This window comes from Agrobacterium sp. LEGMi-208b, assembly GCF_059511785.1.
The window spans coordinates 561,900-587,067 of sequence record NZ_CM183445.1 but is presented as its reverse complement, the minus strand read 5'-3'; the positions used below and the strand labels follow the sequence as shown (position 1 = coordinate 587,067).

At 60.3% G+C, this 25,168-nt stretch carries 19 protein-coding genes; 9 read left to right on the top strand and 10 right to left on the bottom strand.

What is annotated here, in order from left to right:
* The first annotated feature begins 128 nt into the window (after positions 1-128).
* The 3 genes from AC5YUO_RS02890 (at position 129) to AC5YUO_RS02880 (ending at position 2,935) form a co-directional block, all read left to right on the top strand.
* Positions 129-887, top strand: a complete 759-nt coding sequence (locus AC5YUO_RS02890) for a response regulator transcription factor (protein WP_031233368.1) — start codon at positions 129-131, stop codon at positions 885-887.
* Between the two features lie 9 nt (positions 888-896).
* Positions 897-2,306, top strand: a complete 1,410-nt coding sequence (locus tag AC5YUO_RS02885; protein WP_496154895.1) for a sensor histidine kinase — start codon at positions 897-899, stop codon at positions 2,304-2,306.
* 203 nt (positions 2,307-2,509) lie between these two features.
* Complete coding sequence (locus tag AC5YUO_RS02880) at positions 2,510-2,935, top strand: thiol-disulfide oxidoreductase DCC family protein (RefSeq protein ID WP_496154182.1); 426 nt, start codon at positions 2,510-2,512, stop codon at positions 2,933-2,935.
* 128 nt (positions 2,936-3,063) lie between these two features.
* On the opposite strand, the gene AC5YUO_RS02875 is transcribed toward AC5YUO_RS02880, so the two are convergent.
* On the bottom strand, positions 3,064-3,918 hold the full coding sequence (locus AC5YUO_RS02875; protein WP_496154181.1) for a MipA/OmpV family protein: 855 nt from the start codon (positions 3,916-3,918) through the stop codon (positions 3,064-3,066).
* A gap of 326 nt (positions 3,919-4,244) precedes the next feature.
* Here AC5YUO_RS02875 and AC5YUO_RS02870 point away from each other — a divergent pair, with 326 nt between their 5' ends.
* The gene (locus AC5YUO_RS02870; RefSeq protein WP_496154894.1) at positions 4,245-7,181 is read left to right on the top strand and encodes a bifunctional [glutamine synthetase] adenylyltransferase/[glutamine synthetase]-adenylyl-L-tyrosine phosphorylase; all 2,937 of its coding nucleotides are present in this window, start codon (positions 4,245-4,247) and stop codon (positions 7,179-7,181) included.
* Between the two features lie 180 nt (positions 7,182-7,361).
* On the opposite strand, the gene AC5YUO_RS02865 is transcribed toward AC5YUO_RS02870, so the two are convergent.
* A complete protein-coding gene (locus AC5YUO_RS02865) occupies positions 7,362-9,698 on the bottom strand; it encodes a PAS domain-containing sensor histidine kinase (RefSeq protein ID WP_496154180.1) in 2,337 nt (778 codons plus the stop codon).
* A 354-nt stretch (positions 9,699-10,052) separates the two neighbouring features.
* Entirely contained in the window at positions 10,053-12,701 is a 2,649-nt protein-coding gene (gene pepN / locus AC5YUO_RS02860) for an aminopeptidase N (protein ID WP_496154179.1), read from the bottom strand.
* A gap of 546 nt (positions 12,702-13,247) precedes the next feature.
* Between pepN and AC5YUO_RS02855 the strand changes: the two genes are divergently transcribed.
* Entirely contained in the window at positions 13,248-14,183 is a 936-nt protein-coding gene (locus tag AC5YUO_RS02855; RefSeq protein ID WP_496154178.1) for a DMT family transporter, read from the top strand.
* 266 nt (positions 14,184-14,449) lie between these two features.
* On the opposite strand, the gene AC5YUO_RS02850 is transcribed toward AC5YUO_RS02855, so the two are convergent.
* The 4 genes from AC5YUO_RS02850 to AC5YUO_RS02835 form a co-directional block, all read right to left on the bottom strand.
* On the bottom strand, positions 14,450-14,641 hold the full coding sequence (locus AC5YUO_RS02850; RefSeq protein ID WP_063950983.1) for a hypothetical protein: 192 nt from the start codon (positions 14,639-14,641) through the stop codon (positions 14,450-14,452).
* Between the two features lie 153 nt (positions 14,642-14,794).
* Positions 14,795-15,706 carry a uracil-DNA glycosylase gene (locus AC5YUO_RS02845; protein WP_496154176.1) on the bottom strand — a complete coding sequence of 304 codons (912 nt, stop codon included), beginning with the start codon at positions 15,704-15,706 and terminating at the stop codon, positions 14,795-14,797.
* Positions 15,707-15,749: 43 nt separating this feature from the next.
* Positions 15,750-17,048: an Hsp70 family protein gene (locus tag AC5YUO_RS02840; protein WP_496154175.1), complete on the bottom strand. Its 1,299-nt coding sequence runs from the start codon at positions 17,046-17,048 to the stop codon at positions 15,750-15,752.
* Between the two features lie 86 nt (positions 17,049-17,134).
* The gene (locus tag AC5YUO_RS02835; RefSeq protein WP_496154174.1) at positions 17,135-17,359 is read right to left on the bottom strand and encodes a hypothetical protein; all 225 of its coding nucleotides are present in this window, start codon (positions 17,357-17,359) and stop codon (positions 17,135-17,137) included.
* 93 nt (positions 17,360-17,452) lie between these two features.
* Here AC5YUO_RS02835 and AC5YUO_RS02830 point away from each other — a divergent pair, with 93 nt between their 5' ends.
* Positions 17,453-18,430 carry a sensor domain-containing diguanylate cyclase gene (locus AC5YUO_RS02830; RefSeq protein ID WP_496154173.1) on the top strand — a complete coding sequence of 326 codons (978 nt, stop codon included), beginning with the start codon at positions 17,453-17,455 and terminating at the stop codon, positions 18,428-18,430.
* A gap of 21 nt (positions 18,431-18,451) precedes the next feature.
* On the opposite strand, the gene AC5YUO_RS02825 is transcribed toward AC5YUO_RS02830, so the two are convergent.
* Complete coding sequence (locus tag AC5YUO_RS02825) at positions 18,452-19,240, bottom strand: SDR family oxidoreductase (protein WP_496154172.1); 789 nt, start codon at positions 19,238-19,240, stop codon at positions 18,452-18,454.
* A 182-nt stretch (positions 19,241-19,422) separates the two neighbouring features.
* On the opposite strand from AC5YUO_RS02825, the gene AC5YUO_RS02820 reads away from it, so the two are divergent.
* Complete coding sequence (locus AC5YUO_RS02820; protein WP_400811802.1) at positions 19,423-20,343, top strand: cation diffusion facilitator family transporter; 921 nt, start codon at positions 19,423-19,425, stop codon at positions 20,341-20,343.
* 60 nt (positions 20,344-20,403) lie between these two features.
* Here AC5YUO_RS02820 and AC5YUO_RS02815 read toward each other — a convergent pair whose 3' ends face one another.
* Both AC5YUO_RS02815 and AC5YUO_RS02810 read right to left on the bottom strand, forming a co-directional pair.
* On the bottom strand, positions 20,404-21,579 hold the full coding sequence (locus AC5YUO_RS02815; RefSeq protein ID WP_496154171.1) for a hypothetical protein: 1,176 nt from the start codon (positions 21,577-21,579) through the stop codon (positions 20,404-20,406).
* A complete protein-coding gene (locus AC5YUO_RS02810; RefSeq protein WP_496154170.1) occupies positions 21,557-21,922 on the bottom strand; it encodes a hypothetical protein in 366 nt (121 codons plus the stop codon). Before AC5YUO_RS02810 ends, AC5YUO_RS02815 begins: the two co-directional genes overlap by 23 nt.
* Positions 21,923-22,383: 461 nt before the next feature.
* Between AC5YUO_RS02810 and AC5YUO_RS02805 the strand changes: the two genes are divergently transcribed.
* Positions 22,384-24,048 carry an electron transfer flavoprotein-ubiquinone oxidoreductase gene (locus AC5YUO_RS02805; RefSeq protein ID WP_496154169.1) on the top strand — a complete coding sequence of 555 codons (1,665 nt, stop codon included), beginning with the start codon at positions 22,384-22,386 and terminating at the stop codon, positions 24,046-24,048.
* 359 nt (positions 24,049-24,407) lie between these two features.
* On the top strand, positions 24,408-25,148 hold the full coding sequence (locus AC5YUO_RS02800; protein WP_496154168.1) for a pentapeptide repeat-containing protein: 741 nt from the start codon (positions 24,408-24,410) through the stop codon (positions 25,146-25,148).
* The last annotated feature ends 20 nt before the right edge of the window (positions 25,149-25,168 follow it).

The window sequence follows — 25,168 nt, the reverse complement described above, 5'->3', positions numbered from 1 at the left end:
CTCATCCCGCTGCCGCGACCTTCTCCCCGGCGGGGAGAAGAAACAAGCAGCGCCCGCCTGATCCATAGGCGATTGTTCCGCTTTGAAGCGCGATGGTGCTTTAAGGCCATGTCTTCGGAGGAAACCTCATGGAAAACAAGGTTCAGGAAATGTCTGTCGCATCTGTTTCCGGTTGTGCGGAAAAGGGCGAGGGCGCTATTGTCCCGCACATGAAGATTCTTGTCATTGAAGACGACCTCGAGGCCGCGGCCTATATGACCAAGGCGTTCCGCGAAGCCGGGATCGTCGCCGATCATGCGAGCGACGGTGAGAGCGGCCTGTTCATGGGCTGCGAGAACGCTTACGACGTGATGGTGATCGACCGCATGCTGCCGCGCCGCGATGGGCTTTCCGTCATCAGCGAGCTGCGCCGCCGCGGCATCGAGACGCCCGTTCTGATCCTTTCCGCGCTGGGGCAGGTGGATGACCGCGTGACCGGCCTGCGCGCCGGCGGCGACGATTATCTGCCGAAGCCCTATGCCTTTTCCGAACTGCTCGCCCGTATCGAGGTGCTGGGCCGCCGCAAGGGCAAGCCCGAGCAGGACATGATCTACCGGGTCGGCGATCTCGAACTCGACCGGCTGTCCCACGATGTCCGCCGCAACGGCAAGGAAATCCTGCTGCAGCCGCGCGAATTCCGCCTGCTGGAATATCTGATGAAGAATGCCGGCCAGGTCGTGACCCGCACCATGCTTCTCGAAAACGTCTGGGATTATCATTTCGACCCGCAGACCAATGTCATCGATGTGCATGTGTCCCGCCTGCGCTCGAAGATCGAGAAGGACTTCGAGAAGCCGCTTTTGAAGACCATTCGCGGCGCCGGTTACATGATGAAGGACGAGGGCTGATTGGCGAAAATGGCCCGCCTCAGAATAGTGTTCAGATCGACGGCGGTGCGCCTTTCGGCGCTCTATATCCTGCTGTTCGCGCTCTGCGCCGCCTTCCTCGTCTTTTACGTCACCGCCCTTTCCGAACGGCTGTTGAACCAGCAGACGCGCGATGCCGTTCTGCAGGAAGTCTCGGATGTGCAGCGCATCTATAATCGCGGCGGCATCAACCCGCTGCTGAGGATGATGGAGCGCCGCGCCCGCCAGCCGGGGGCGAGCCTTTACGTCATCGCCGGGCCGAATGGCGAAATCCTTGCCGGCAACGTCGCCTCGGTGCAGCCGGGCGTCTTCGACAAGGAGGGCTGGACCGGTTTCCCCTTCCGTTACGAGCGTTATTCCGAAAGCGGCGACAGCGTGCAGCATCTCGCCACCGCCAATGTCTTCATGCTGGATAACGGCCTGCGCATCCTGATCGGCCGCGACCTCGGCGAACCCACCAAGTTCCGGGCGCTGGTGCGCAATGCGCTGATGGTGGCGCTCGCCATCATGGGCGGCGGCGCGCTGCTCATCTGGTTCGGCATCGGCCGCAACGCGCTGAAACGCATCGACCGCATGTCGGCGGCGACCAAGAAGATCATGGCCGGCGACCTTTCGCAGCGCCTGCCGCAGGGCCGCTCCGGCGACGAATTCGACCGGCTTTCCGGCTCGCTCAACGCCATGCTCGGCCGCATCGAGAAGCTGAACGAGGGCCTGCGACAGGTCTCCGACAATATCGCCCACGATCTGAAGACGCCGCTGACGCGGCTGCGCAACAAGGCGGCCGCAGCGCTTGACGACAATGACGAGTCGAGGCGGCGTGCAGCGCTTGAAGGCATCATCGCCGAATCCGACCAGCTTATCCGCACCTTCAACGCGCTGCTGATGATTTCCCGCGTTGAGGCCGGCTCGATCGCCGCGGAAATGACCGATGTGGACGTCTCGGCGATTGCCGCCGACAGCGCCGAACTTTATGAACCTGTGGCCGAGGATGCCGGTCTGGCTCTGGAAGCCGAAATCGAGCAGGGCCTTGTCGTCAAGGGCAACCGCGAACTGATCGGCCAGGCGCTCTCCAACCTCATCGACAACGCCATGAAATATGCCTGCGAGGGCGAAGGCGACAAAAAACTCGTCGTGCGCCTGGCAAAGGAACCGGAAGCCATCGTGCTCTCCGTCGCCGATCACGGCCCCGGCATTCCCGCCGACAAACGCGGCGAGGTGCTGAAACGCTTCGTCAGGCTGGATGAAAGCCGTTCCAAGCCCGGAACCGGGCTCGGCCTGTCGCTTGTTGAGGCCGTGATGGAGCTGCATGGCGGATCGCTCATACTTTCGGACACGGATGCCACCAATGCCGCCTGTCCGGGGCTGACCGTTTCGATGGTTTTCCCCGTCTCGAAGACGTAGGCACCGCTTCCTGACGCTGTCAGAGACATCCATACCGGCGAGATTCGGCATATCACCGGGATGTGCGCGGAAAGTCTTCTCCATCCGGAAACTGACTGTTTTTCACGATTGTATTGCAAGATGATCTGAAGAATAGTGGCGCCGATTTACTCAAATGGTTCTGTTCGGAAATCGCGCGCGATGGACGAAAGGATGGGTGACGGGTGGCAAATACGGTTCCCTTGACCGACGATGGGCGTGGTCCGATCATTCTGTTCGATGCGGAATGTGTGTTGTGTTCCGTCAATGCGCAATTCGTGCTGCGGCATGACAGGGCCGGATATTTCCGCCTGGCATCCATGCAGGGCGATATCGGCGCGGAGATTTACCGGCGTTACGGCATGGACCCGAAAGATCCGGTCAGCATGCTGGTCGTGGAAGGCGGCCGGGTGCGGCAGGACAGCGATGCCGTGCTGAGCATATATGAGGCGCTGGGCATGCCCTGGCGGCTGGTGAGCGTATTACGCATCATTCCCGCATTTCTGCGCGATCCGGTCTACCGCCTTGTCGCCCGCAATCGCTACCGCTGGTTCGGAAAACGTCAGGAATGCTGGGTGGCGCCACCGGAATACAGGGACAGGATACTGTAAGCATGGCGATCCCAGTGAAACGCCTTGCGGCGCTTCACTGGGCGAGGAGGCGTGAGGGCAGGGTCGCCTTCCTCATGGGGACGTGCGGCGGTTTGCGGCCGCGGCCGCGCATTTCTCCGGCTTGCGGCTCAGAAGGTGTAGGCCGCGCCGATCATCGCAAAGGGTTGAATATCCTTCTTCGACAGCGGGCTATCCTTGGCGTCGCCCAGCAGGAAACCGACGCCGCCCGCGCCGGTGATCGACCAGTTCTCGGTCAGCAGGTAAGTGACGGAGGCGCTGGCGTCGACGCGCTTGAAGCCCGATTTCGCGTCGAAGCGGCGCAGGCCCGAGCGGGCGGACTGGGCCGAGGTGACGCCGAAATAGGATTTCATGTGCTTGTCGTCCGCCCAGGTGGCGGAGAGGTCGGCGCCCAGGATGAACTGGTCGATTTTGTGCGAGACGCTGGCGCCGACGGTCGCGGTCAGGCCTTCGCTGCCGTCAATGGTCTTGTCCACCTTGGCGTAGATTTCGAAGGGATCCACACCATAGGCGATAACGCCGCCGATGACGCCGCCCGCCTTGATATCGCCCATTCCGCGCAGGTTTTTCCTGTCGTCCTTTTCCTTGCGCCCAGCTTCCCAGCCGCCCTTCACACCCAGCCTGAAGCCATTCTGGTTCAAAAGGTTGACGGTGACACCGCTGAAATCGATGCTCAGCGTATCTCCATACGCGATGGAAACCAACGGAACGGCGCCTGCTTCCAGCTTGTCCGAACCCTCATATTTCGGAGCATAGGCAGCGCCTGCGCCAAGCGTGATCTTCCAGTCGCTGGAACTGCTGATCCGGGCATTGTCGAAATTGCCGGGATCAGCCACCCTGTCCGATTTGCCGATATCGGCGGCGAAGACAGGCGTGCAGACAGCCTGCGCAACAGGCAGCGTCGCCAGGCAAAGGGCCATCGCGCGCAGGTTCTTTTGCAATTTCATTGTAAAAATCTGTTTCATAATCCTATCCGTTGCAGCGTCGAGCCGTGGAAAACCGGGGAGTCGGGTTTCGTTGAGGATGACGCTACGCGGGCATAATTGCGGAGACATTACGTGGTGCGGCGCGTTGGAAAACATCGTCACGGGTGGTTTTCTGATCGCAAAGCGACCCGCATTTGTTACAACGCCATATGCGGGCGCCGGGAGGCTTCGCACAGGTGCGGCGGCAGGAGGGTTTCGGGTGCGGCGCATCCGGTCCTGAAAGCCGGGCACGGTCGAAGAGCGGCGAGAGGATAGCCGGAAGAGGGAGAGAGACAGTGACGAAACGGGAAACCGCCGAAAGGCGGCTGAGCGAGGTGCTGCCGGGCGTGATCCGCCCCTATACGCAGACGGAGCTGAAATCCGTTCTTTCGACGTTGAAGGATATCGGCAAGGCAGAGCCGGCGGTGGCCGCGTTGATGTCAGGCGAAAGCCCGCTGAAGGATTTCATCGCCGCTGCTTTCACCCTGTCCCCCTACCTGCGCGATATGGCATCGGCGGATGAGGGGCTGTTGTCTCTGGCGATTTCGAAGCCACTTGAGCCGTTGCTGAGCGGTCTTGTCCATGAGGCGCGCGATTGCTGGAAGCCCGCTGAGGGCGCTATGCCCGTCGAAAACGAGGTGATGTCGCGGCTGCGAGTTGCCAAGCGGCGGCTTTCCTTCGTTGCGGCCCTTGCCGATCTCGCCCGCATCTTCACCGCCCGCGATACGACGCGCTGGCTGAGCGACATGGCGGATGCCTCGCTCTCCGCCGCCATCGACCACCTGCTGCTATCGGCCCATGAGAGCGGCAAGCTGAAGCTGAAGAACGTTGCCGCACCCAGCGAAGGGTCCGGCCTGATCGTGCTCGGCATGGGCAAGCTCGGCGCGCGCGAACTCAACTATTCCTCCGATATCGATGCCGTCGTGTTCTTCGAACCTTCGGCGGGCATCATGGACGATCCCTATGATGCCACGGAGAATTTCGGCCGCATGATGCGCCGTCTCGTGCGCATCATGCAGGAGCGCACCGCCGATGGTTATGTCTTCCGCACCGATCTGCGGCTGCGGCCAGACCCCGGCTCGACGCCGCTCGCCATCCCCGTGGAGGCGGCGTTGCTTTATTACGAGGGCAGGGGCCAGAACTGGGAACGCGCCGCCTATATCAAGGCCCGGCCGGTGGCGGGCGATATCAAGGCGGGCGAGAACTTCCTGCGTGAGCTGACGCCCTTCATCTTCCGCAAATATCTCGATTATGCGGCGATTGCCGATATCCACTCCATCAAGCGGCAGATCCATGCGCATAAGGGCCATGGCGCCATTGCGGTGAAGGGCCACAATGTCAAACTCGGGCGCGGCGGCATCCGCGAGATCGAGTTCTTCGCCCAGACGCAGCAGCTGATCGCCGGCGGCCGCATGCCGCCACTGCGCGTGCGGGCGACCGAGGAGGCGCTGGCGGCGTTGACCGAGGCGCAATGGATCGACGCCGAGACGCGCGACAGCCTGACGGAAGCCTACTGGTTCCTGCGCGAGGTGGAACATCGCATCCAGATGGTGCGCGACGAGCAGACCCATGTGCTGCCCGACACCGAAGCCGAATTGAAGCGCATCGCCTTCATGCTCGGTTTCGAGGACACAAAGGCTTTTTCGGAAAAGCTGGAAGGGGTGCTGCGGCTGGTGGAGCGGCGATATTCGGCGCTGTTCGAGCAGGAGGTGAAACTGTCAGGCGAGGCCGGCAATCTGGTCTTCACCGGCCAGAAGGACGATCCCGATACGCTGAAGACGCTCTCCACGCTTGGTTTTCAGCGGCCGGAGGATATTTCCCGCGTCATCCGCACCTGGCACAATGGGCGTTACCGGGCAACCCAATCGGTCGAGGCGCGCGAGCGGCTGACGGAGCTGACGCCGGACCTGCTGCGCGCCTTTGGCGAGAGCAAGCGGGCGGACGAGGCGCTGCTGCGGTTCGATAATTTCCTCTCGGGCCTGCCGGCTGGCATTCAGCTCTTCTCGCTGCTCGGCAACAATCCGGCGCTGCTCGATCTCCTGGTGACGATCATGTCATCTGCGCCGCGCCTTGCCGAAATCATCGCCGCCCGCCCGCATGTCTTCGATGGCATGCTCGACCCGGCGCTGATGAGCGACGTGCCGACCCGCGATTATCTCGCCCACCGCATGGGCAATTTCCTCTCCAACGCCCGCCATTACGAGGATATTCTCGACCGGCTGCGCATCTTCGCCGCCGAACAGCGTTTCCTCATCGGCGTCAGGCTGCTGACCGGCGCGATCCGCGGCGAGGTCGCCGCCCGCGCCTTCACCCACCTTGCCGATCTGGTGATAGAGGCGGCGCTGAATGCCGTCCTTTCGGAGATGGAGGCGGCGCATGGGCCTTATCCCGGCGGTCGTGTGGCCGTCATGGGCATGGGCAAGCTCGGCTCCTTCGAGCTGACCGCGGGTTCGGATGTCGATCTCATCCTGCTTTACGATTATGACGATAGCGCCCATGAATCCACCGGTGCGAAACCGCTCGATGTGGTGCGTTATTTCACCCGCGTCACCCAGCGGCTGATCGCTGCCCTGTCAGCCCCGACGGCGGAAGGCGTGCTCTACGAGGTCGACATGCGGCTGCGCCCCTCCGGTAACAAGGGGCCGGTGGCGACGCGTATTTCCGCCTTCGAGAAATACCAGCGCGAGGAAGCCTGGACCTGGGAGCACATGGCGCTGTCGCGCGCCCGGCTCATTTGCGGCGATGATTCGCTGATGGAGGATGCACGCCGCATCATCGCCTCCATCCTGTCGCAGAAACGCGATGTGGCGAAGGTTTCCGCCGATGTGCTGGAAATGCGCAGCCTCATCGAGCAGGAAAAGCCGCCGGAAAACAACTGGGATTTCAAGCTTATCAATGGCGGGCTGATCGACCTCGAATTCATCGCCCAATATCTGGCGCTGGTCGGGCCGGTGAAGGGCCTTACCGTGCACGAACCCGGCCGCAACACGGCGGAAGCACTGCAGGCGCTCGCCGCACCGGTGATGGAGCCGCAGGCTTTTGATGACTGCATGGCGGCGATGGGGCTCTATACGGAAATATCGCAGATCGTGCGGTTATGCATCGATGGCGCCTTCAATCCGAAGGAAGCGCCGGCTGGATTGATCGATCTTGTGTGCCGCGCGGGGGATTGCCCTGATATTCCGACGCTTGAGGGCGAAGTGAAGCGGTTGTCGAAGGCGGTGCGGAAGGCGTTTGTGGCGGTGGTGAAGAATGGGGGGTGAGGCTTCACCCCCCTCTGTCCTGCCGGACATCTCCCCCACAAGGGGGGAGATCGATATGCGGCGAGGTTTTGCCCATCTCGACGTTGGAGAATGAGTGGCGACAGCGCGTCTTGCCGATCTCCCTCCTTGTGGGGGAGATGCCCGGCAGGGCAGAGGGGGGTAAACCACGCCCACCAAGCTTCAATGCACCGTCCCACAAACCCCCGCCGCATGCGGAATGATAATCGTCACCACCGTACCGCGGCCCTCACATGAGCGGATCTTCATCGTCCCCCCATGCAGCTTCACCAGCGAGCGGGAAATCGCCAGCCCGAGGCCGGAGCCGCCCTGGCTCTTGGCATATTGGCTCTGCACCTGTTCAAAGGGCTGGCCGATCTTTTCCAGTGCCTGCGCGGGAATGCCGATGCCGGTGTCTGCTATGGTAAGGATCATGGCGGCCTGATGCACATGGGTGCGCAGCGCGATGCGGCCGCCATCACCGGTGAATTTCACGGCGTTCGACAGAAGGTTGAGCATGATCTGCTTCATGGCCCGGCGGTCACCCTGCATGGTCAGCCCGGCGCAGACCTTCTGCTGCACGGTGATGTTCTTCTGTTCCGCCTGAATGGCGGTGAGCCGCAGCGTTTCCTCGATCAGCGGCGCGAGATCGATGGTCTCGCGGTTGATGCGCATATGGCCGGCTTCAATTTTCGACATGTCGAGAATGTCGTTGATGACGTTGAGCAGGTGTTTGCCGCTATCATGGATATCACGGGCATATTCGGAATATTTCGGCGAACCGACCGGCCCGAACATCTCGTTTTGCAGGATGTCGGAAAAGCCGAGAATGGCGTTGAGCGGTGTGCGCAGCTCATGGCTCATATTGGCGAGGAATTCGGATTTCGCCCGGTTGGCGGCCTGGGCGCGCTCTTTTTCGGCGAGGTAGTTGGCGTTGGCGTCGGAAAGCTCGGTCTTCTGCCGCTCCAGCTTGTGCTGCGAGGCCGAGAGATCGCCGATGGTCGCCATCAGCCGGCGCTCGGAATCGCGCAGCCGTTCCTGATGCCGCTTCAGAAGCGTGATATCGGTGCCGACGGAAACGAGGCCGCCATCGCGGGTGCGGCGTTCGTTGATCTGCAGCCAGCGGTCATCGGCAAGCTGCACTTCCGTCGTGCGCGACAGGCCGGACTGGTCCGGATCGGCAACGCGCCGTTCCACGACCGGGCGGGCGGCTGCGGCATAAATCGTGCTTTTTTCCGTGCCGGCCACCAGCACGCTGTCGGGCAGGCCATAGGCCTTCTGGTAATGGGTGTTGCACATCACGAGGCGATCGTTCTTGTCCCAGAGAACAAAGGCTTCCGAGGTGGATTCGATGGCGTCGGCAAGGCGCTGGTCGGCCTCGGCATAACGCTGGGCAAGACGATGCTGCTCGGTGACATCCATGGCGATGCCGATGACGCGGGGGCCGTTATTGGTGCGGATGACCTGGGCGCGGGCGCGAAGCCAGACATAATGACCCTTGGCATGGCGCATGCGGAAAATCTGGTCGATCTGGCGCAGGTTGCCGCAGCCGACGGCGCGGGCAAGCTCATAGAGATTGCCGTCTTCGGAATGCATCATCCGGGCCGCGTCGGAAAAGGAAAGCGGCGCGGCCTTCGGCGGCAAGCCCAGAATTTCATAAAGCGAACCGGACCAGAACATGCGCCGGCTGGAAAGGTCGAAATCCCACAGGCCGCAGCGGCCGCGCGACAGCGCCGTCTCGACCCGCAGGTTGGATTCGGCGAAGATGTCGTCGGCGTCGCGGGCCCGCTTCACCTGCATGTAATAGGCATAGAGCACGACCAGCAGGATGGAGGAGATGCCGGCGAACAGCGTCACGTTCATGGCGATTTCGCTGCGCCAGAAGGAGCGGATCGGCTGCAGCGAACGCGCCGCGATCACCATAGCGCCGTCATCGCCGAAGGGGATCATCGTCGCATAATGCTGCTGGCCATCGATATTGGTCTCGATGGTGCCGGGCGCACCGGGGAAACGCTGCACGATGGCGATCTCGGGAAGCAGGGCCGGCAGCGAGGTGCCGATATAAAGCGTGGCTTCCTTGCCGGCGCCCGCGAAGATGCGGCCATTGCTGCCGGAGAGCAGCACCATGGTGCCATCAGCAAGGCTGCCCGACGGCAAAGCGGCAACAAGGTTCGCCTCGGCGCGGGTGCGATCCTGCGCGGTGAAGATCGTATCATTGTTGAGAAGTGCCGCCTTGGCGGTGAGCGCCGTCAGCGCGGTGGAGTGGCGGGCGGCCTCTTCCATGCGGCCATATTCTGCGGCGATGCCCAGCATGCGCGAGGCCGCGACAACGACGAGGAAGGCGAGGATGAGAATAGGGATCAGGCGCTTCAGCAGGGTCTCGACCTGCGGCATCGGGCGGTCGGAGCCATTCATCAAACCCATCAGGTCGCTGGAAAGCCTTTCGCCCCAGGCCGCAAGATCAGAAAATTTGGCATACGGCCGCTCATCGCCCGCAGTCGCCCGCCGCACGTTCGTCATTGTCCCGCCTTTTAGAAGTCCCCACTGATTCGAAGCGCCGCCGCTCGAATATGTCTAATGAATCAAATGCGATTCGCCGTGTCCAGAGGCAAAAGTTAAAAGAATTTTAACCCCTTGAACCGACTCCGTATTTTTTCGGGACGGTACAGGATGCAAGGACTTCTGGTGTCGTTACACCCACATTTCCTCATTCCTGTGCTTGTCACAGGAATCCAGCCGACACGCGTCTGCGTGGCGAGAAGAGTCCTTTCAGCCCAAGGACTTGGGCTGGCTAGATTCCTGTGACAAGCACAGGAATGAGGGTTGTAGAGCACTCCGGCAGTCCGTTTCGAACTGCCGGAAAAGTGAGGGAAATCAGCCCTTCAGTATGCGCCCGACAATATCGCTCACATCCGTCGACAGGCCCTTCGCCTCGGCAATCGTCGAAAGCGCGGCTTTCGCGTGTTCGGCCCGGCGTGCCTCCAGCGACCGCCAGGAGCGCATGGAGGTGAGGATGCGGGCGGCAAGCTGCGGATTGCGCTTGTCGATGGCGATGATCTGTTCGGCGAGGAAACGATAGGCCGCGCCATCCGCACGGTGGAAACCGGTGGGGTTGGAGAAGGCGAGCGTGCCCACCAGCGAGCGCACCCGGTTCGGATTGGTGGCGATGAAATGTTTCGATTTCATCAGCGTCTTGATGCGGTCGAGAGCGCCTTCGCCGGGAATGGCGGCCTGCAGCGAGAACCACTTGTCGAGAACGAGCGCATTGTCGGCAAAGCGCGTTTCGAAGGCGGCAAGTGCTTCCTTCGTCTCGGTGCTATCTGGGAAACGCTGGGTCAGGACACTGAGCGCATGCGCAAGATCGGTCATGTTGGTAGCGTCGGCATAGGCCTTCGCCGCCCGCTCCGGTGTTCCCTCGGCAAAAGCGAGGAAGCTCAGGGCGCCGTTTCGCAGCGAACGGCGTCCTGCGCTGTCGGCGTCTGGGCTGTAGGCCTCGCCATTGGCAGCACTGTCGGCAAGGCGCCGCAGCGTTTCGAGGCCGTCCGTGGCAATCGCCGTGATGGTGGCGTTGCGCGCCTTGTGGATGGCGTCGGGATCGGTGTTGCCGCCGAGTTCGCGGGCGATATCCGTCTCGCTCGGCAGAGCCAGCGCCTGCGCCCGGAATGCGGGCTCAAGCGTGTCGTCGCCGATGATTTCGATAAGCGTGGCGGAGAGATCTGCATCCGTGCGGATTTCTTCGCCATTCTGCACCGCCCTGGTGGCGGCAATCAGTGCCGGCAGGGCAAGATCGGTCAGCGCCTGGAAACGGGCGAACATGTCGGTTTCATGCCGGGCGATCTGCACCAGATCATCAGCATTCTGTTCGAAATCCAGATTGATCGGTGCCGAGAAGCTGCGATTGATCGACAGCACCGGCCGCGAGGAAATACCGGAGAAGGAGAAGGTCTGGTTGCGTTCGGTCAGATGCAGCACGCCATCGCGATACTCGCCGCCTTCGACGGCCTGCGGCTCGGCGATCTGGCCGTTATCGAGGATCAACGCCAGCGATAGCGGAATGTGGCGCGGCTGCTTCACCGGCTGGCCGGGCGTCGGCGCCACGGTCTGTTCCAGCGTCAGCTTGAAGGCGGCATTACCGGCATCATAAGCGCAGGAGACGGAGACGAGCGGCGTGCCCGCTTCCGTGTACCACAGCGAAAACTGCGACAGATCGCGGCCGCTGGCATCGGCAAAACTCTTGACGAAATCCTCGACGGTTGCCGCGTCGCCGTCATGGCGCTCGAAATAGAGGTCCATGCCCTTCTTGAAATCGTCAGCACCGAGAATGGTGGCGATCATGCGGGTGACTTCGGCGCCCTTTTCATAAACGGTCGTCGTGTAGAAGTTATTGATTTCACGGTAGCTATCCGGGCGTGGTGGATGCGCCAGCGGGCCGGAATCTTCCGGGAACTGCTCCGACTTCAGATGCCGCACATCGGCAATGCGCTTGACCGGGCGCGAGCGCATGTCCGAAGAAAATTCCTGATCGCGATAGACCGTCAGGCCTTCCTTCAGGCAGAGCTGGAACCAGTCGCGGCAGGTGATGCGGTTGCCCGTCCAGTTGTGGAAATATTCATGCGCGATGATGCGCTCGATATTGGCGTAGTCAGCGTCAGAGGCGGTTTCCGGGTCGGCCAGCACGAATTTGTCGTTGAAGACGTTGAGACCCTTGTTCTCCATCGCGCCCATGTTGAAATCGGACACGGCGACGATCATGAAGATATCGAGGTCATATTCGCGGCCGAAGCGCTCTTCGTCCCACTTCATCGAACGTTTCAGCGCATCCATGGCATAGGCCGCGCGCGGCTCCTTGCCGTGCTCGACGTAAATCTTCAGGGCCACTTCGCGACCGGACATGGTGGTGAACGTGTCTTCCACCACGCCGAGATCACCGGCGACGAGCGCAAAGAGATAGCTGGGCTTCGGATGCGGATCGAACCAGGCCGCGAAATGACGGCCTTCGTCGTAATTGCCGCCGCCGAGGAAGTTGCCGTTCGAGAGCAGCAGCGGATTGCCTTCCTTCGTCGCGATGATTGTCACGGTATAGGGCGCCAGAACATCCGGGCGGTCTGGGAAATAGGTGATGCGTCGGAAACCTTCCGCCTCGCATTGCGTGCAATAAACGCCATTGGTGCGGTAAAGCCCCATCAGCTGCGTATTGACCTGCGGATTGATGTAATTGGTGACACAGATCTCGAAGGGAGATTCGGCCGGCAGGTCGCGGATGGTCAGGCTATCAGGTGTTGCCTCATATTGGCCGGCGGGAAGCTCCACCTGGTCGAGCAGCAGGCTGGAAAGCGTCAGCTCGTCGCCATCGAGAACCAGCGGGGCCTGACTGTCGGCGCCTTCGCGCCGGTGAAAGATCAGACGGGCTTCGACCTTGGTATTCTTGGGGTCGAGTTCGAAGGTGAGATCCACCCGCTCCAGAACGAAATCGGTGGGGCGGTAATCTGCCAGGTGAACGATCTGGCCCGTGTCTGTTCGCATGACTATCCCTGAATAACTTGGCGTGGTCTCCCGGCATCATGTCGTCATAAGGCCCGGATGTAAAATGGGTAGAATATTCGTCACGTTCATGTGCGCGTCGGAGGACGTTCTGTCCCGCCATGGAAGGCTTGCCGGCCGTGCAGACGATCCTCCCGCCGCCGGACCCACGGACCATCGCAGCAAATGTTGAACGATTGCTGAAATTATATTTTATTTTCTTCAAATTTTAGCGCGCGTCGCTTTTGGTCTGGTTCTTTCGCCGCGCCGGGCTGGATCCGGCATCCAGCCGATGCGCCTTTGCGCGGCGGCGTGAGTGTCTTCAGCCGGGGACCTGGGCTGGCCTGAGGCGGGAATGACGGAAGGGAAGGCGACGGCCTTGAACAATCTCCCGCCAGATCAACCGAATTCATGGGTAAATAATATTTTTTGTTGTAAAGCCGCCGGGGAATGCTCTAGCCTTGCGTAAATCCAATTCCCCTGCGTCGTCCTCCCCGCATGAAAAATCCCCTGATGGCGTGTTTGCGCAGCCGATATGAGTAACTGCCGATGAACGCCGAACCGACCAATCCCTTTCGCGGGATCAGCATGAAGCTGGTTTCGGTCGGCTTTTTTCTGGTCATGCAGACCTGTATCAAGACCGCCGGCGATGTGCCGGCCGGCCAGATCACCTTCTTCCGCTCCGCCTTCGCCATTATCCCGATCGTCGTCTATCTCGCCTGGCTGCATGCGCTGGCAAGCGCGCTGCACACAAACAATCTCCTTGGCCATTTCAAGCGCGGTTTTCTCGGCATTCTCTCCATGGCCTGCGGTTTTTACGGGCTGACCATGCTGCCGCTGCCGGAATTCATCGCCATTGGTTATGCCTCGCCGCTGCTCGCCGTCGTTTTTGCCGCCTTCATCCTGCATGAAAAAGTGCGCATCTATCGCTGGAGCGCGGTCTTCGTCGGCATGATGGGCGTGCTGGTCATTCTGTGGCCAAAAATGACGCTTCTGAGGGAAGGCGGCTTTGCCGCGGGTGAGGGGCTGGGCGCCATTGCCGTTTTGTGCGGCGCGGCGCTGGGCGGCTTGGCGATGATCCAGGTGCGGCAACTGGTGGAAACGGAAAAGACGCCGACCATCGTGCTTTATTTTTCGCTGACCGCCACTTTGTTATCGCTCATCAGCGTGCCTTTCGGCTGGAGCGCGCTGACGATGACGCAGGCCATGCTCCTGATCACCAGTGGCATCTGCGGCGGCGTCGCACAGATTTTCCTGACGGAGAGCTATCGCCATGCCGAAGTCTCCGTCATCGCCCCCTTTGAATACAGTTCCATCATCTTCGGAATCGCGGTTTCCTACATTCTGTTCGGCGATATTCCCACGGTGACGATGCTGATCGGCACGGCGATCGTCATCCTCGCCGGCATCTTCATCATCTTTCGCGAGCATCAGCTGGGTCTGGCGAGACGGGCGGCGCGCAAGGCTTCGACGCCGCAGGGGTGATGGACATTTCCCTTGGGTATGCCAGCACTGGCCGAATTGTCTTTCCGTCATTCCGGCCTTGAGCCGGAATCCAGCCGACGCGCGTCTGCGCGGCGAGAAGAGTCTTTTCAGCCCAAGGACTTGGGCTGGCTGGATGCCGGATCAAGTCCGGCATGACGGAGACCTATGATCGTTATAAACCACAAAAGCAAAAGGCGCCTTCCCGAAGAAAGACGCCAGCGCGCAATCATATCTATGGACCAGCGTTACACTGGCCTGAGTGCTTCTCAGCGCTCGCGGAAATCCGCGAAGACTGCCGAAGGACGCGTCACGCGGACCTGCTGCATGGCAGCGCGTGCGGTCATCTGTTCGTTTGCGGCAGCGCCGAAACGATGGTAACCCTGACTGGAGCGGGCACCGAGGCCTGCCAGGCGGAGCGTTTCAAAGCCGGAATGTACCGGACGGAAGCGAGTGGTCATTGCCTTGGTTCCTTAAACCGAAATTCCTCCCAAGACATGTTCGCTATATCGCAGCGCAGCATGGATTCGGCAAGCCGGCCAAATGCGCCGCTGTTATGCGTAATGCGCATGGCTTTTTTCATAATTCATTTACATTGATCAGGAATGAGGCAATCAGCCTTGTGTGACCTTTGCCTGAAAAGCCAATAAATCCTGCCATGCCAAGGACTTGCTGGCTGGCGCGTTCAACAGTTCCTGCGGATGCAGGCTTGCGAGCGCCGGCAGAATCAGGTGTCCGGCTGCGACATCACGCCACTGTCCGCGCAGCGTATGGATGGTGCCGGTGCCGCCAAAGAAGAAACGTGCGGTGAAGTTGCCGAGAAGCAACAGGTGTTTCGGCTCCGCCAGCGCAATCTGGCGTTCGATGAACGGCCGGCAGATATCCATTTCAGCCTGAGTTGGCGGGCGGTTGCCCGGCGGCCGCCACGGCACGACATTGCCGAGCATGATGGCGCTGCGTTCAAGGCCGATGGCCGCCAGCATGCGCTCGAGCAGCAGGCCGGTCTTGCCGGCAAAGGGCAGGCCCTCGCGGTCGTCATCGGCGTCGGGCATCGGGCCGACGACCATGATGGCGGAGGCGGGATCGCCTTCGGTGAAGATCGTATTGCGCGCGCTGTTCTTGAGGTTGCAGCCGCTGAAACCTTCGAGCGCGGTTTTCAGCTCGGCAAGCGAGCGCGCGCTTTCCGCCGCAAAACGCGCGGCCGCCACGGCCTGCTCGTCCGGCATGGCGACATTCTGCTGGATGGCGGGGGCTGCCGGTGCACCGCGCGCCGGAGCGCTCCGGCCCGGCGCCTGCCGTTGAGGCGCATCGGCACGGTGATTGACCGGGCTCTCCGCCTGCCTTGCGGGTGCGGCCGCATCCTGTCCCGGCTCCCGTCCCGGCACCGGGCGGGCAGGGCGGGCGGCGGCGAATTCGGCGAAACGGTCGACCGGGCTCTCTTCCAGCATCCAGTCCACGCCCGCATCCGCATGGAAATGCAGGAGGGCGGCAAGTTCGGCCGGGGAAAGGTCGTGGGCGGCGATCATGGGCGGAAATTACCCCATGTTCCCCGCCCGGGAAACCCGTAAATCATGCTGTCCAGCGCTGAATATCGCCGCTTTCGCCGATCATGGCGAGACCATGGGCGATCGAGAGCAGCTCGCCGCCGCTTTCGATCTTGTCCGCGTCGAAACGGCGGGTGAAAAGCTCCCGCACCGCCGGCACGAAGGAGGTGCCGCCGGTGAGGAACACCTTGTCGATCGCTTCTGGTGCAACTTTCGTCTTCTCCAGAACCTCGTCCAGCGCGCCCTCGATCTTGGCCAGATCTTCGGCGATCCACGCGTTGAAATCGCTGCGCTTCACCATCTTGCGCCCGGCCTTGCCGAGCGGCGCGAAGTTGAATTCCGCCTCCTCGGCCGAAGACAGCGCCATCTTGGTGGCGGAGATCGACTGATAGAGCGGATAGCCCTCGTCATGTTCGACGAGATCGATGAAGAGTTCCAGCTTTTCCGGCTCCAGCGCCGAGCGCACCAGCGATTTGAGGTCGGTGAATTCCTTCGAGGTCTTGAAGATCGACAGCTGGTTCCAGCGGCCGAAATTCACGTAATAACCCGAAGGCACGTCCAACACCTTGTCGAAACTCTTGAATTTGCTGCCCTTGCCGATTTCCGGCGAGACGAGGTTATCGATCATGCGGAAGTCGAAATGATCGCCCGCAACGCCGACGCCGGAATGGCCGATGGGGGTGGCGGAAAGCTTGCCGGCATGGGTCTCGAAACGGATCAGCGAATAGTCTGTCGTGCCGCCGCCGAAATCCGCCACCAGCACGTTGGCGTCCTTCTTCAGGCTCTGGGCGAAATAATAGGCGGCCGCCACGGGCTCATAGACATAGTGGATTTCCGGGAAACCGGCGCGGCTCAGCGCTTCATTATACCGGGCAAGCGCGAGCGTCTCGTCGGGATTGCTGCCGGCGAAACGCACCGGCCGGCCGGCGATGACGGTCGACACATCGTCCGGCCATTCGGCGCCGGCATAGGTCTTCAGCTTGCGCAGGAACACATCCATCAGATCTTCGAAGCTCTGGCGCTTGGCGAAGATCAGCGTGCCCTGAAACAGCGGCGAGGCCGCAAATGTCTTGATCGACTGCAGGAAACGACAGTCGCCGGCATTGTCGATGAATTGCCGGATGGCGGCGTGTCCCGCTTCCACATGCAGGGCGGCCGCACCGAGGCCCCCATCCTTCATGAAGGAAAGCGCCGTGCGCATGCTGTCATCCGTGCCGGCGCTGCTGGTAAAGCGCATGGAACGGCTTTCGCCGCCCGTGTCGGAAAGAGCCATGACCGTGTTGGTCGTGCCGAAATCGAGGCCGAGAGCCCGCTTTTGCGTCATCACCATATCCTTGTGCCGATAGAAGAACCCGCCCGGCCCTTGGGCGGCCCGGCGTGAAGATAAGGGATGCCTTTGGCACCCCGATGTCAGAGGAGGGCGGTTGATTGCACAGGGCAGGCGGAATGGCAAGCGCCGCCCATTGCTTTTTCAGCCATGCGCCGCATGCCCCAGGGGCCCTGGCGGAAGACCGCGGGGTGAATGGTAAACGATTTGATGATGCCCTCATGAAAGAGCGCGGCAGTTTTATGCAATATTCTTAGGGGTTTGCTGTTAGCGTCGAGCGCATATGAAGTAGTCATGATCGAAATCATGCCTGATCTCGGCTGCTTTAAATATTCTTGTAATCATAGGATGTATTGCTAGGCGAATTGATCGCCTGTTGTTTTCGTAGCCTGGGAAATTCAATGCCCCGCAAGACGGCCCGTCCCACCCTTAAAGAAGTGCCGCTGCACCATTCCGGCGTCGTTCGGGGCGATCCGGGTATGTTCAACCGCCAGCTCATGCACCTCCTGGAGGCCTCGCAGCAGGGTTATGCCCTGTTTGATGGCGAAGATAGATTGCGCTTTGCCAATGCCGCCTTCCGCAAGGCGCTGGATGTGGCTGATGACGGGTTTCCGAGCTGGCTGGAGCTTATGCGCAACGGTTATCGCAACGCCACCGGCACCGCCATTGAAACCACCGATTTCGAATTGTGGCTGCGCTCCGCCAAAACGCGGCGCGGCAAGTTGCCCTTCCGCACCATAGAGACCAGCCTTAATGACGGGCGCTGGATGTTGACGACCGAAACGACATTGCCGGGCGGCTGGATGCTGTGCGTCGTTACCGATGTTTCCGAACTCGGGGTCGAATTGCGCGATCTCAGACAGGAGCGGGACAGGGCGCTGAAATCGGCCTTGAGCGACGAGCTGACCGGCCTCGGCAACCGCCGCTACGTGATGGACAGTCTCAACCAGATGCTCGGCCCCAACAAGGCCCAGGCGCTTGCCGTCACCATCATCGACATAGATCATTTCAAGGCGGTGAACGACCGTTTCGGGCACGCCTGCGGTGATATGGTCCTCAAGGATTTCGCCGCCCGGCTTTCCGCCGCAGCATGTCGGGACGACCTTGTGGGCCGGATCGGTGGAGAAGAATTTCTGCTGGTGCTCGGCGGCTCGCGAATGCTGGGCGTCGAGGCCGTCATGCAGGGATTGCTGTCGTCGCTGGCGCAGGCGTCACCGCTCGGGGATATGCCGGATTTCCGCTACAGCTGCTCGGCCGGCATTGCCTTCGCAAATCCCGGGGAGAGCGCCAGCGACGTGCTGCGCCGCGCCGATGTGGCGCTTTACGAAGCCAAGAACACGGGGAGAAACCGCTTCGTGATCCATGAAGCGGCTTCCTGATGAGCCCTTTTCTGTCCGGCGTCAGTTCGACTTCGCCGCACCGCCATCCACGCGCAGCATCGTGCCGGTGATATAGCTCGCCGGCGCCGAGCAGAGGAAAGCGCCGGCGGCGGCGAATTCCTCCACCGTGCCGAGGCGGCCGGCGGGAATGCTCTTGACGGAGGCCTCACGGATTTCCTCGACGCTTTTGCCGAGACGCTTGGCGTTGGCGCCATCCAGTTCGTCGATGCGGTCGGTGTGAATGCGGCCGGGCAGGAGCAGGTTTGAGGTGATGCCGAAGGAGGCCACTTCGGTGGACAGCGTCTTGCTCCAGCCCACCAGCGCGCCACGCAAGGTGTTGGACAGCGCCAGATTGGCGATCGGTTCGAACACGCCCGAGGAAGCGACGGTCAGGATGCGGCCGAAACCCTGTTCCTTCATCTGCGGCAGCAACGCGTTGGTGAGCGTGATGACGCGCAGCACCATGGACTGGAAGAAAGTGTCGAGCTTGTCGGCCGTTATCTCCTGCGCGAGGCCGGGCGTCGGACCACCGGTATTGTTGACGAGAATATCGATGCCGCCGAGCTTGTCCTTGACGGCCTGAACCATGGCCTCGACGAAATTGTCCTCGGCAAGATCGCCCCAGACCCAGTCGGCCTTGCCCTTGCCGAGCGCGTTGATCGCCTTGCAATTCGCCTCCAGCTTTTCGCCGCTTCTGCCGACGAGAAGGACATGCGCGCCTTCTTTCGCCAGCGCCGTGGCGATGCCCAGCCCAAGGCCGCGAGAGGAGGCGAGAACGAGGGCGCGTTTGCCGGAAATGCCGAGATCCATGGGTTTTGTCCTGTCTTGTGAGTGCGGTATGTGCTGTTTATAGAGCATTTCCAGGAAAAGTGGACCCCGGTTTTCTGTCCGGAAATGCGAGAAAACAAAGAGTTAGAGTGTTTTCGCGATTCGAGGAAAAGCGGAAGCCCTTTAGGGAGACAGCGTCCGGTTTTGAAGGTTAGATACACGTCATGACAGAACAATCCCTGCTCAAATTCTCCATTGCCGTCACGGTTCTCCTGGCGCTCTTCGGTATCGGCGCAGGCCTGTTCTCGGGCTCCTTCGCGGTGGTCTTCGATGGTGTTTATGCGCTGACGGACGCTTTCATGACGGTGCTGGCGCTGCTGGTCGCGCGGCTGATCGCCGCCTCCGCCGCGCCGAAGCCGGGCGGGCGGCTGGTGGAACGCTTCACCATGGGTTTCTGGCATCTGGAGCCGATGGTGCTTGGCCTCAACGGCACGCTGTTGATGGGGGCGGCGATCTATGCGCTCATCAATGCCATCGACAGCCTGATGGATGGTGGCAGATCGATCGAGTTCGACTATGCCATCATCGTCACTTTCGTCAGCTTCGCCGTTTCGCTGGCCATGGCATGGTTCGTCAAAAGACAGAACCGCCGGCTGAAATCGGCCTTCGTGGCGCTGGACGCCAAAAGCTGGCTGATGAGTGCGCTCTTGAGCATGGCGCTCTTTCTCGCCTTCGCCGTGGGTTATGGGCTCACGGGAACGTCGCAGGCCTGGCTTTCGCCCTATATCGACCCGGCCGTTCTGGCGCTCGTCTGCCTTGTCATCATCCCCATGCCGCTCGGCAATGTGAAACAGGCGCTCGCGGACATACTTCTGGTGACACCACTGGAATTCAAGCAGCATGTGGACAGGGTGGCCGCCGAGACGGTGGAGAAATTCGGCTTCGCCTCACACTATTCCTATGTCGCCCGTGTCGGCCGTGGCCGTCAGATCGAACTCTTCTTCATCGTACCGAAAAACTGGCCGCCCCGGCGGCTTGAGGAATGGGACGCGATCCGCGACGAAATCGGCGATGCACTGGGCGGCGAGGGGAGTGACCGCTGGCTGACGATCGTGTTTACGACGGATGAGGAATGGGCGGTTTGACTGGGGTGATTTTAGTTAAGGCCGTTTCTAGCCCTTAGCGGCCATAAATGCGTCAGGAACCTAGTGCCTTGAGAGCCAGCGCAATAGCTTCTTGACACGAAATTGTATGGGGCTGTCGAAGGCGCATACGGGAATTGCGCTCGGTACCGCCAAGCCTTTAGCGTAATCGACCCTACTGAACCCCATCTTCGTTGGTGCGAATTTTTCCAACGTATCAGCCATATTGGCTATCTCAGAAACGAGTGGGCGAGAAAGTTTTGCCATCTCTCGCGCAAAGACGCTGCAGGTGACACAGTTCGCACGCTGCGGCGCTGTCTGCATATTGAGGGCGACGTATGTTTCGGGAAACTCCAACTCGCCTGTGGTCGAAAGATCCACCAGTGCAGCTTTTATCCCTCCCAGTAAATGCAGACGCACTGTAGTTGTTGCCGATTGCGCCCAATTTTCAGATTTAAAACACTCGACGAGATTTGTCCCACCCACCAGCGCGAGCCGTTCAAAGAAACTCGGATATCGTGAGCCTTCGACAGCAAGAGGAGATGATCGCGCCAACAGGAATACGGTCAGCGCATATCCGAACCGTTTGGCGAGCCGAGTTACGTCATTGACGGTTGATGTTTCCCCGATCAAAGGAGCAAGGAGCGCCATGCGGGTATAAAAGATTGCATTGTAATCGGCGACGAGTTCGAGCGAACGGATTACTTGAGGAGTGAGGACAGAATCGTGCTTGAGCTTGTGATGCCCTCCTCTGGCATGCGAAAGCTCGTGTTCGATGAGGAAATTCATCAAAAGGCCGGCCGTCCTGATGATGTCCGCGAGTTCCTGCTGAGATGGCGCTGCAACTATCGCTCGATTATAGGTCGAACTGAGTTCGATTCCGTTTTTTAATGCTGCGAGACTCTCTGTAAACGAACTTGGATTGCTAGCGGCTGCCGCAATACACTTCATCTGCGTTTGGACATCGATTGCAATGAAGAGTGTTGCGCCTCGTAGTATGACTCGAGCAGGGGATGTCGCGTCCTCAACAAACCCGCATATAGCCGAAGTAAACGGTAAGTCGTGATTTCTGGTATGCACAGCGAAGTTGAGGTCGACGTAACGAAAGCCGATCCAAGCAAGTTGCGAATGATCAGCCTCCCAAATTTCTGGAGACATCCATGTTTGAAATGGCCAATCTATGGGCTGGATGGTGGGAAAATGCAGCGCCTCGAAATCATGCTTTAATTTTTTGGTCATCGATTTCGCACCATCCCGCAACAACCCGTCGGGCTGCAATCGTTGCCGCGTAAGTGACAATTCCCACACCGAACTTGGCACCGAGCAGGGTAAATACTGCTTGGACGATGTCTTTTACGGCGGCACTCGATGCATCTTTTTCGCCGGCAACCCGACATACCAGCTTCTTGATTTCGCCAGCATGATCAGTCCACCAATCGAGCCCCGATCGCTTTCGGCTCTCAAACGGAATTTCTTCAAAGCCGAGATCGTCCGACGTATTGCTACCGAGATCAGCTAACAGTTGGTCTTCTGACGCATCGGATTCAAAGAGTTCTAATGCCTGCGCAACACCATTTTCCATCGAGATCCCCCTCTTTGCATAGATAGTATGTCGATTGAATATCGCGGACAAGTTGAAAAATTATACTTGAGTTCGATGATATTTCAATGACCGATTCTGGAGGAGAAGCGGAGATGTAGCCACCGATGAAGTTAGCCGAAATGCTGTTTCAGTTGCGGGGATAAGCGGTAGAACTGTCGCAAAAGCGAACTACCCTTGACGCCTATACGTCTTACCTTTATTTTTTCTTACGTGAACGTAAAAGTAATAAAAGCAATCATCAGGTTGTCTGACAATTGACTGGCGTGCGACATGTTTTGCCGCTATAGACGCTCGACAAAGGCGTCCTGCTTTGCGAAGACAGGTGCTGGTGAATGCGGTGTCGCGGATGGCTTTTTGTCCGGCGCAGGCGATGCGCCGATAATGCCGGGAAGCGGATATATAATAACAGCCGGATGGGACCGGCGATCTGAGAGGATGAGATGACGGAAGCGATGGAACTGCCCGAACGCGAAGCGATGGAATTCGACGTTGTGATCGTCGGCGCGGGTCCTGCGGGTCTTGCCGCGGCGATCCGTCTGAAGCAGGTGGAGCCGGAGCTTTCGGTCGTCGTTCTCGAAAAGGGTGCCGAAGTCGGCGCGCATATCCTCTCGGGCGCAGTGGTCGATCCGATCGGCATCGACCGGCTGCTGCCGGGCTGGCGCGAGGAGGAGGGGCATCCCTTCAAGACCGAGGTCAAGGACGACCAGTTCCTGTTTTTGGGCCCGGCCGGCGGGATCCGTCTGCCGAATTTCATGATGCCGCCCCTGATGAACAATCACGGCAATTACATCGTCTCGCTTGGGCTGGTCTGTCGATGGCTGGCGGAAAAGGCCGAAGCGCTCGGCGTCGAGATCTATCCGGGCTTTGCCGCAACCGAAGTGCTTTATAATGATGAAGGCGCGGTCATCGGTGTCGCCACCGGCGATATGGGCATCGAGAAGAACGGCGAGCCGGGTCCGAACTTCACCCGCGGCATGGAGCTGCACGGCAAATATGTGCTGATCGGCGAAGGCGTACGCGGGTCGCTCGCCAAGCAGCTGATTTCCAAATTCGACCTGTCCAGGGATCGCGAGCCGCAGAAATTCGGCATCGGCATCAAGGAACTCTGGCAGGTCAAGCCGGAGAAGCACAGGCAGGGTCTGGTGCAGCACTCCTTCGGCTGGCCGCTCGGCTTCAAGACCGGCGGCGGCTCGTTCCTCTATCATCTCGAGGACAATCTCGTTGCCGTCGGCTTCGTCGTCCACCTCAATTACAAGAACCCCTATCTTTATCCCTTCGAGGAATTCCAGCGCTTCAAGACGCATCCGACAATCCGCGATACCTTCGAGGGCGGCAAGCGCATTTCCTATGGCGCGCGCGCCATCACCGAAGGTGGTTACCAGTCGGTGCCGAAGCTCACTTTCCCGGGCGGGGCGCTGATCGGCTGTTCCGCCGGTTTCGTCAATGTGCCGCGCATCAAGGGCAGCCATAATGCGGTGCTGTCGGGCATGCTGGCGGCGGACAAGGTTGCGGCAGCGATTGCGGCCGGTCGCGCCCATGACGAGGTGGCGGAGATCGAGGCCGAATGGCGCGACGGTGATATCGGCAAGGATCTGAAGCGGGTCAGAAACGTCAAGCCGCTGTGGTCGAAATTTGGCACGCTGGTTGGCGTCGGGCTCGGCGGTCTCGACATGTGGACGAACCAGCTGTTCGGCTTCTCCTTCTTCGGCACGCTGAAGCACGGCAAGACGGATGCTGAGAGCCTTGAACCGGCTTCGAAGCACAAGCCGATCGCCTATCCGAAGCCGGATGGCGTTTTGACCTTCGACCGTCTGTCCTCGGTATTCCTGTCCTCGACCAACCATGAGGAGGACCAGCCGGTGCATCTTCAGGTGAAGGACATGGCGTTGCAGAAGCGCTCCGAACACGACGTTTTTGCCGGTCCCTCGACGCGTTATTGTCCGGCAGGCGTTTACGAATGGGTGGAGAAGGACGGCAGGCAAGTCTACGTCATCAACGCCCAGAACTGCGTGCATTGCAAGACCTGCGATATCAAGGATCCCAACCAGAACATCAACTGGGTGCCGCCGCAGGGGGGTGAGGGGCCGGTTTACGCCAATATGTGATGGCGCAGCTTAAACTCTCTCTCGTCATGCTCGGGCTCGTCCCGAGCATCTGCAACGGATTGATTTTACGAGACGTGGATGGATCCTCGGGACAGGCCCGAGGATGACGTCGAGCGTGTTGGGACCGGTTGCGAGGCCGGGTCCCGTCCGGCATGATCGGCGTCTACGGCCCGCTCCCCCTCAGTATTTGTGGATTGCCCTTCGATTTCTTACATATAGGATGTTGGAGTGTTGTAGCATCGCGTCGCCCGTGGATTGCGGGCCGTGAATGCGGTAACGCCTTGAATGTGCATATGGTCCTTGGGCTGGCTCAGGAGCTGTTGCGTTTGCGCCGTCGCCCGACGACAGGGAGTGGAAGAATGTCCGGCTTTCAAAGGCTGAATATCGTGCGGAAGACAGGGTGCGTTGCCGGTGTGGCGGCGCTTGCGATGATTGCCGTTTCTTTCAGCGGCGGCCCGCTGGTGGCCGCAAGCTGCCGCACCGACGCCATGGCCGGCATCGACTGGCGCGAATGCAACAAGCGCCTTCTGATGCTCGGCGGCAGCAATCTCGATTCGGCGATGCTCTACGGCACGGATTTCACCTATACGGACCTGCGCGGCTCCTCGCTGAAGGGGGCGAATCTCGAAAAGGCCAAGCTTATCCGCACGGCGCTGGGTGAGGCGAACCTTCAGGGCGCCAATCTGACAAAGGTGGAGGCCTATCGCAGCGATTTTTCCGCCGCCGACGCCACCAATGCCAAATTCATCAATGCCGAAATGCAGCGAACCAAATTTGAGAAGACCAAGCTCGACGGCACGGATTTCACCAAGGCCGAACTCGGGCGCGCCGATTTCGAGGGCGCATCGCTGAACGGCTCGAAATTCTCTTTGACCAACCTGTCGCGGGCCCGCTTTGGCGGCGCGAAACTCGGCGGCCCGGTGGATTTCACCAGCGCCTTCCTGCTCCTGACGCGGATCGAAGGGGTCGATCTTTCCATGGCCACCGGCCTTGATCAGAAGCAGATCGACATTGCCTGCGGTGACGCCAAGACCAAATTGCCGAATGGCCTCACCGCGCCGGCCTCCTGGCCATGCCCGGAAGATCCGGACGACGATTGATGGAATGGCCGCGCGGTTTT

Bases quoted from the DNA above. Each gene is read 5' to 3' on its own strand.
- AC5YUO_RS02890 (WP_031233368.1), top strand. From the start codon at position 129: ATGGAAAACAAGGTTCAGGAAATGTCTGTCGCATCTGTTTCCGGTTGT.
- AC5YUO_RS02885 (WP_496154895.1), top strand. From the start codon at position 897: ATGGCCCGCCTCAGAATAGTGTTCAGATCGACGGCGGTGCGCCTTTCG.
- AC5YUO_RS02875 (WP_496154181.1), bottom strand. From the start codon at position 3,918: ATGAAACAGATTTTTACAATGAAATTGCAAAAGAACCTGCGCGCGATG.
- AC5YUO_RS02865 (WP_496154180.1), bottom strand. From the start codon at position 9,698: ATGACGAACGTGCGGCGGGCGACTGCGGGCGATGAGCGGCCGTATGCC.
- pepN (WP_496154179.1), bottom strand. From the start codon at position 12,701: ATGCGAACAGACACGGGCCAGATCGTTCACCTGGCAGATTACCGCCCC.
- AC5YUO_RS02855 (WP_496154178.1), top strand. From the start codon at position 13,248: ATGAACGCCGAACCGACCAATCCCTTTCGCGGGATCAGCATGAAGCTG.
- AC5YUO_RS02850 (WP_063950983.1), bottom strand. From the start codon at position 14,641: ATGACCACTCGCTTCCGTCCGGTACATTCCGGCTTTGAAACGCTCCGC.
- AC5YUO_RS02845 (WP_496154176.1), bottom strand. From the start codon at position 15,706: ATGATCGCCGCCCACGACCTTTCCCCGGCCGAACTTGCCGCCCTCCTG.
- AC5YUO_RS02840 (WP_496154175.1), bottom strand. From the start codon at position 17,048: ATGACGCAAAAGCGGGCTCTCGGCCTCGATTTCGGCACGACCAACACG.
- AC5YUO_RS02835 (WP_496154174.1), bottom strand. From the start codon at position 17,359: ATGATTTCGATCATGACTACTTCATATGCGCTCGACGCTAACAGCAAA.
- AC5YUO_RS02830 (WP_496154173.1), top strand. From the start codon at position 17,453: ATGCCCCGCAAGACGGCCCGTCCCACCCTTAAAGAAGTGCCGCTGCAC.
- AC5YUO_RS02825 (WP_496154172.1), bottom strand. From the start codon at position 19,240: ATGGATCTCGGCATTTCCGGCAAACGCGCCCTCGTTCTCGCCTCCTCT.
- AC5YUO_RS02820 (WP_400811802.1), top strand. From the start codon at position 19,423: ATGACAGAACAATCCCTGCTCAAATTCTCCATTGCCGTCACGGTTCTC.
- AC5YUO_RS02815 (WP_496154171.1), bottom strand. From the start codon at position 21,579: ATGACCAAAAAATTAAAGCATGATTTCGAGGCGCTGCATTTTCCCACC.
- AC5YUO_RS02810 (WP_496154170.1), bottom strand. From the start codon at position 21,922: ATGGAAAATGGTGTTGCGCAGGCATTAGAACTCTTTGAATCCGATGCG.
- AC5YUO_RS02805 (WP_496154169.1), top strand. From the start codon at position 22,384: ATGACGGAAGCGATGGAACTGCCCGAACGCGAAGCGATGGAATTCGAC.
- AC5YUO_RS02800 (WP_496154168.1), top strand. From the start codon at position 24,408: ATGTCCGGCTTTCAAAGGCTGAATATCGTGCGGAAGACAGGGTGCGTT.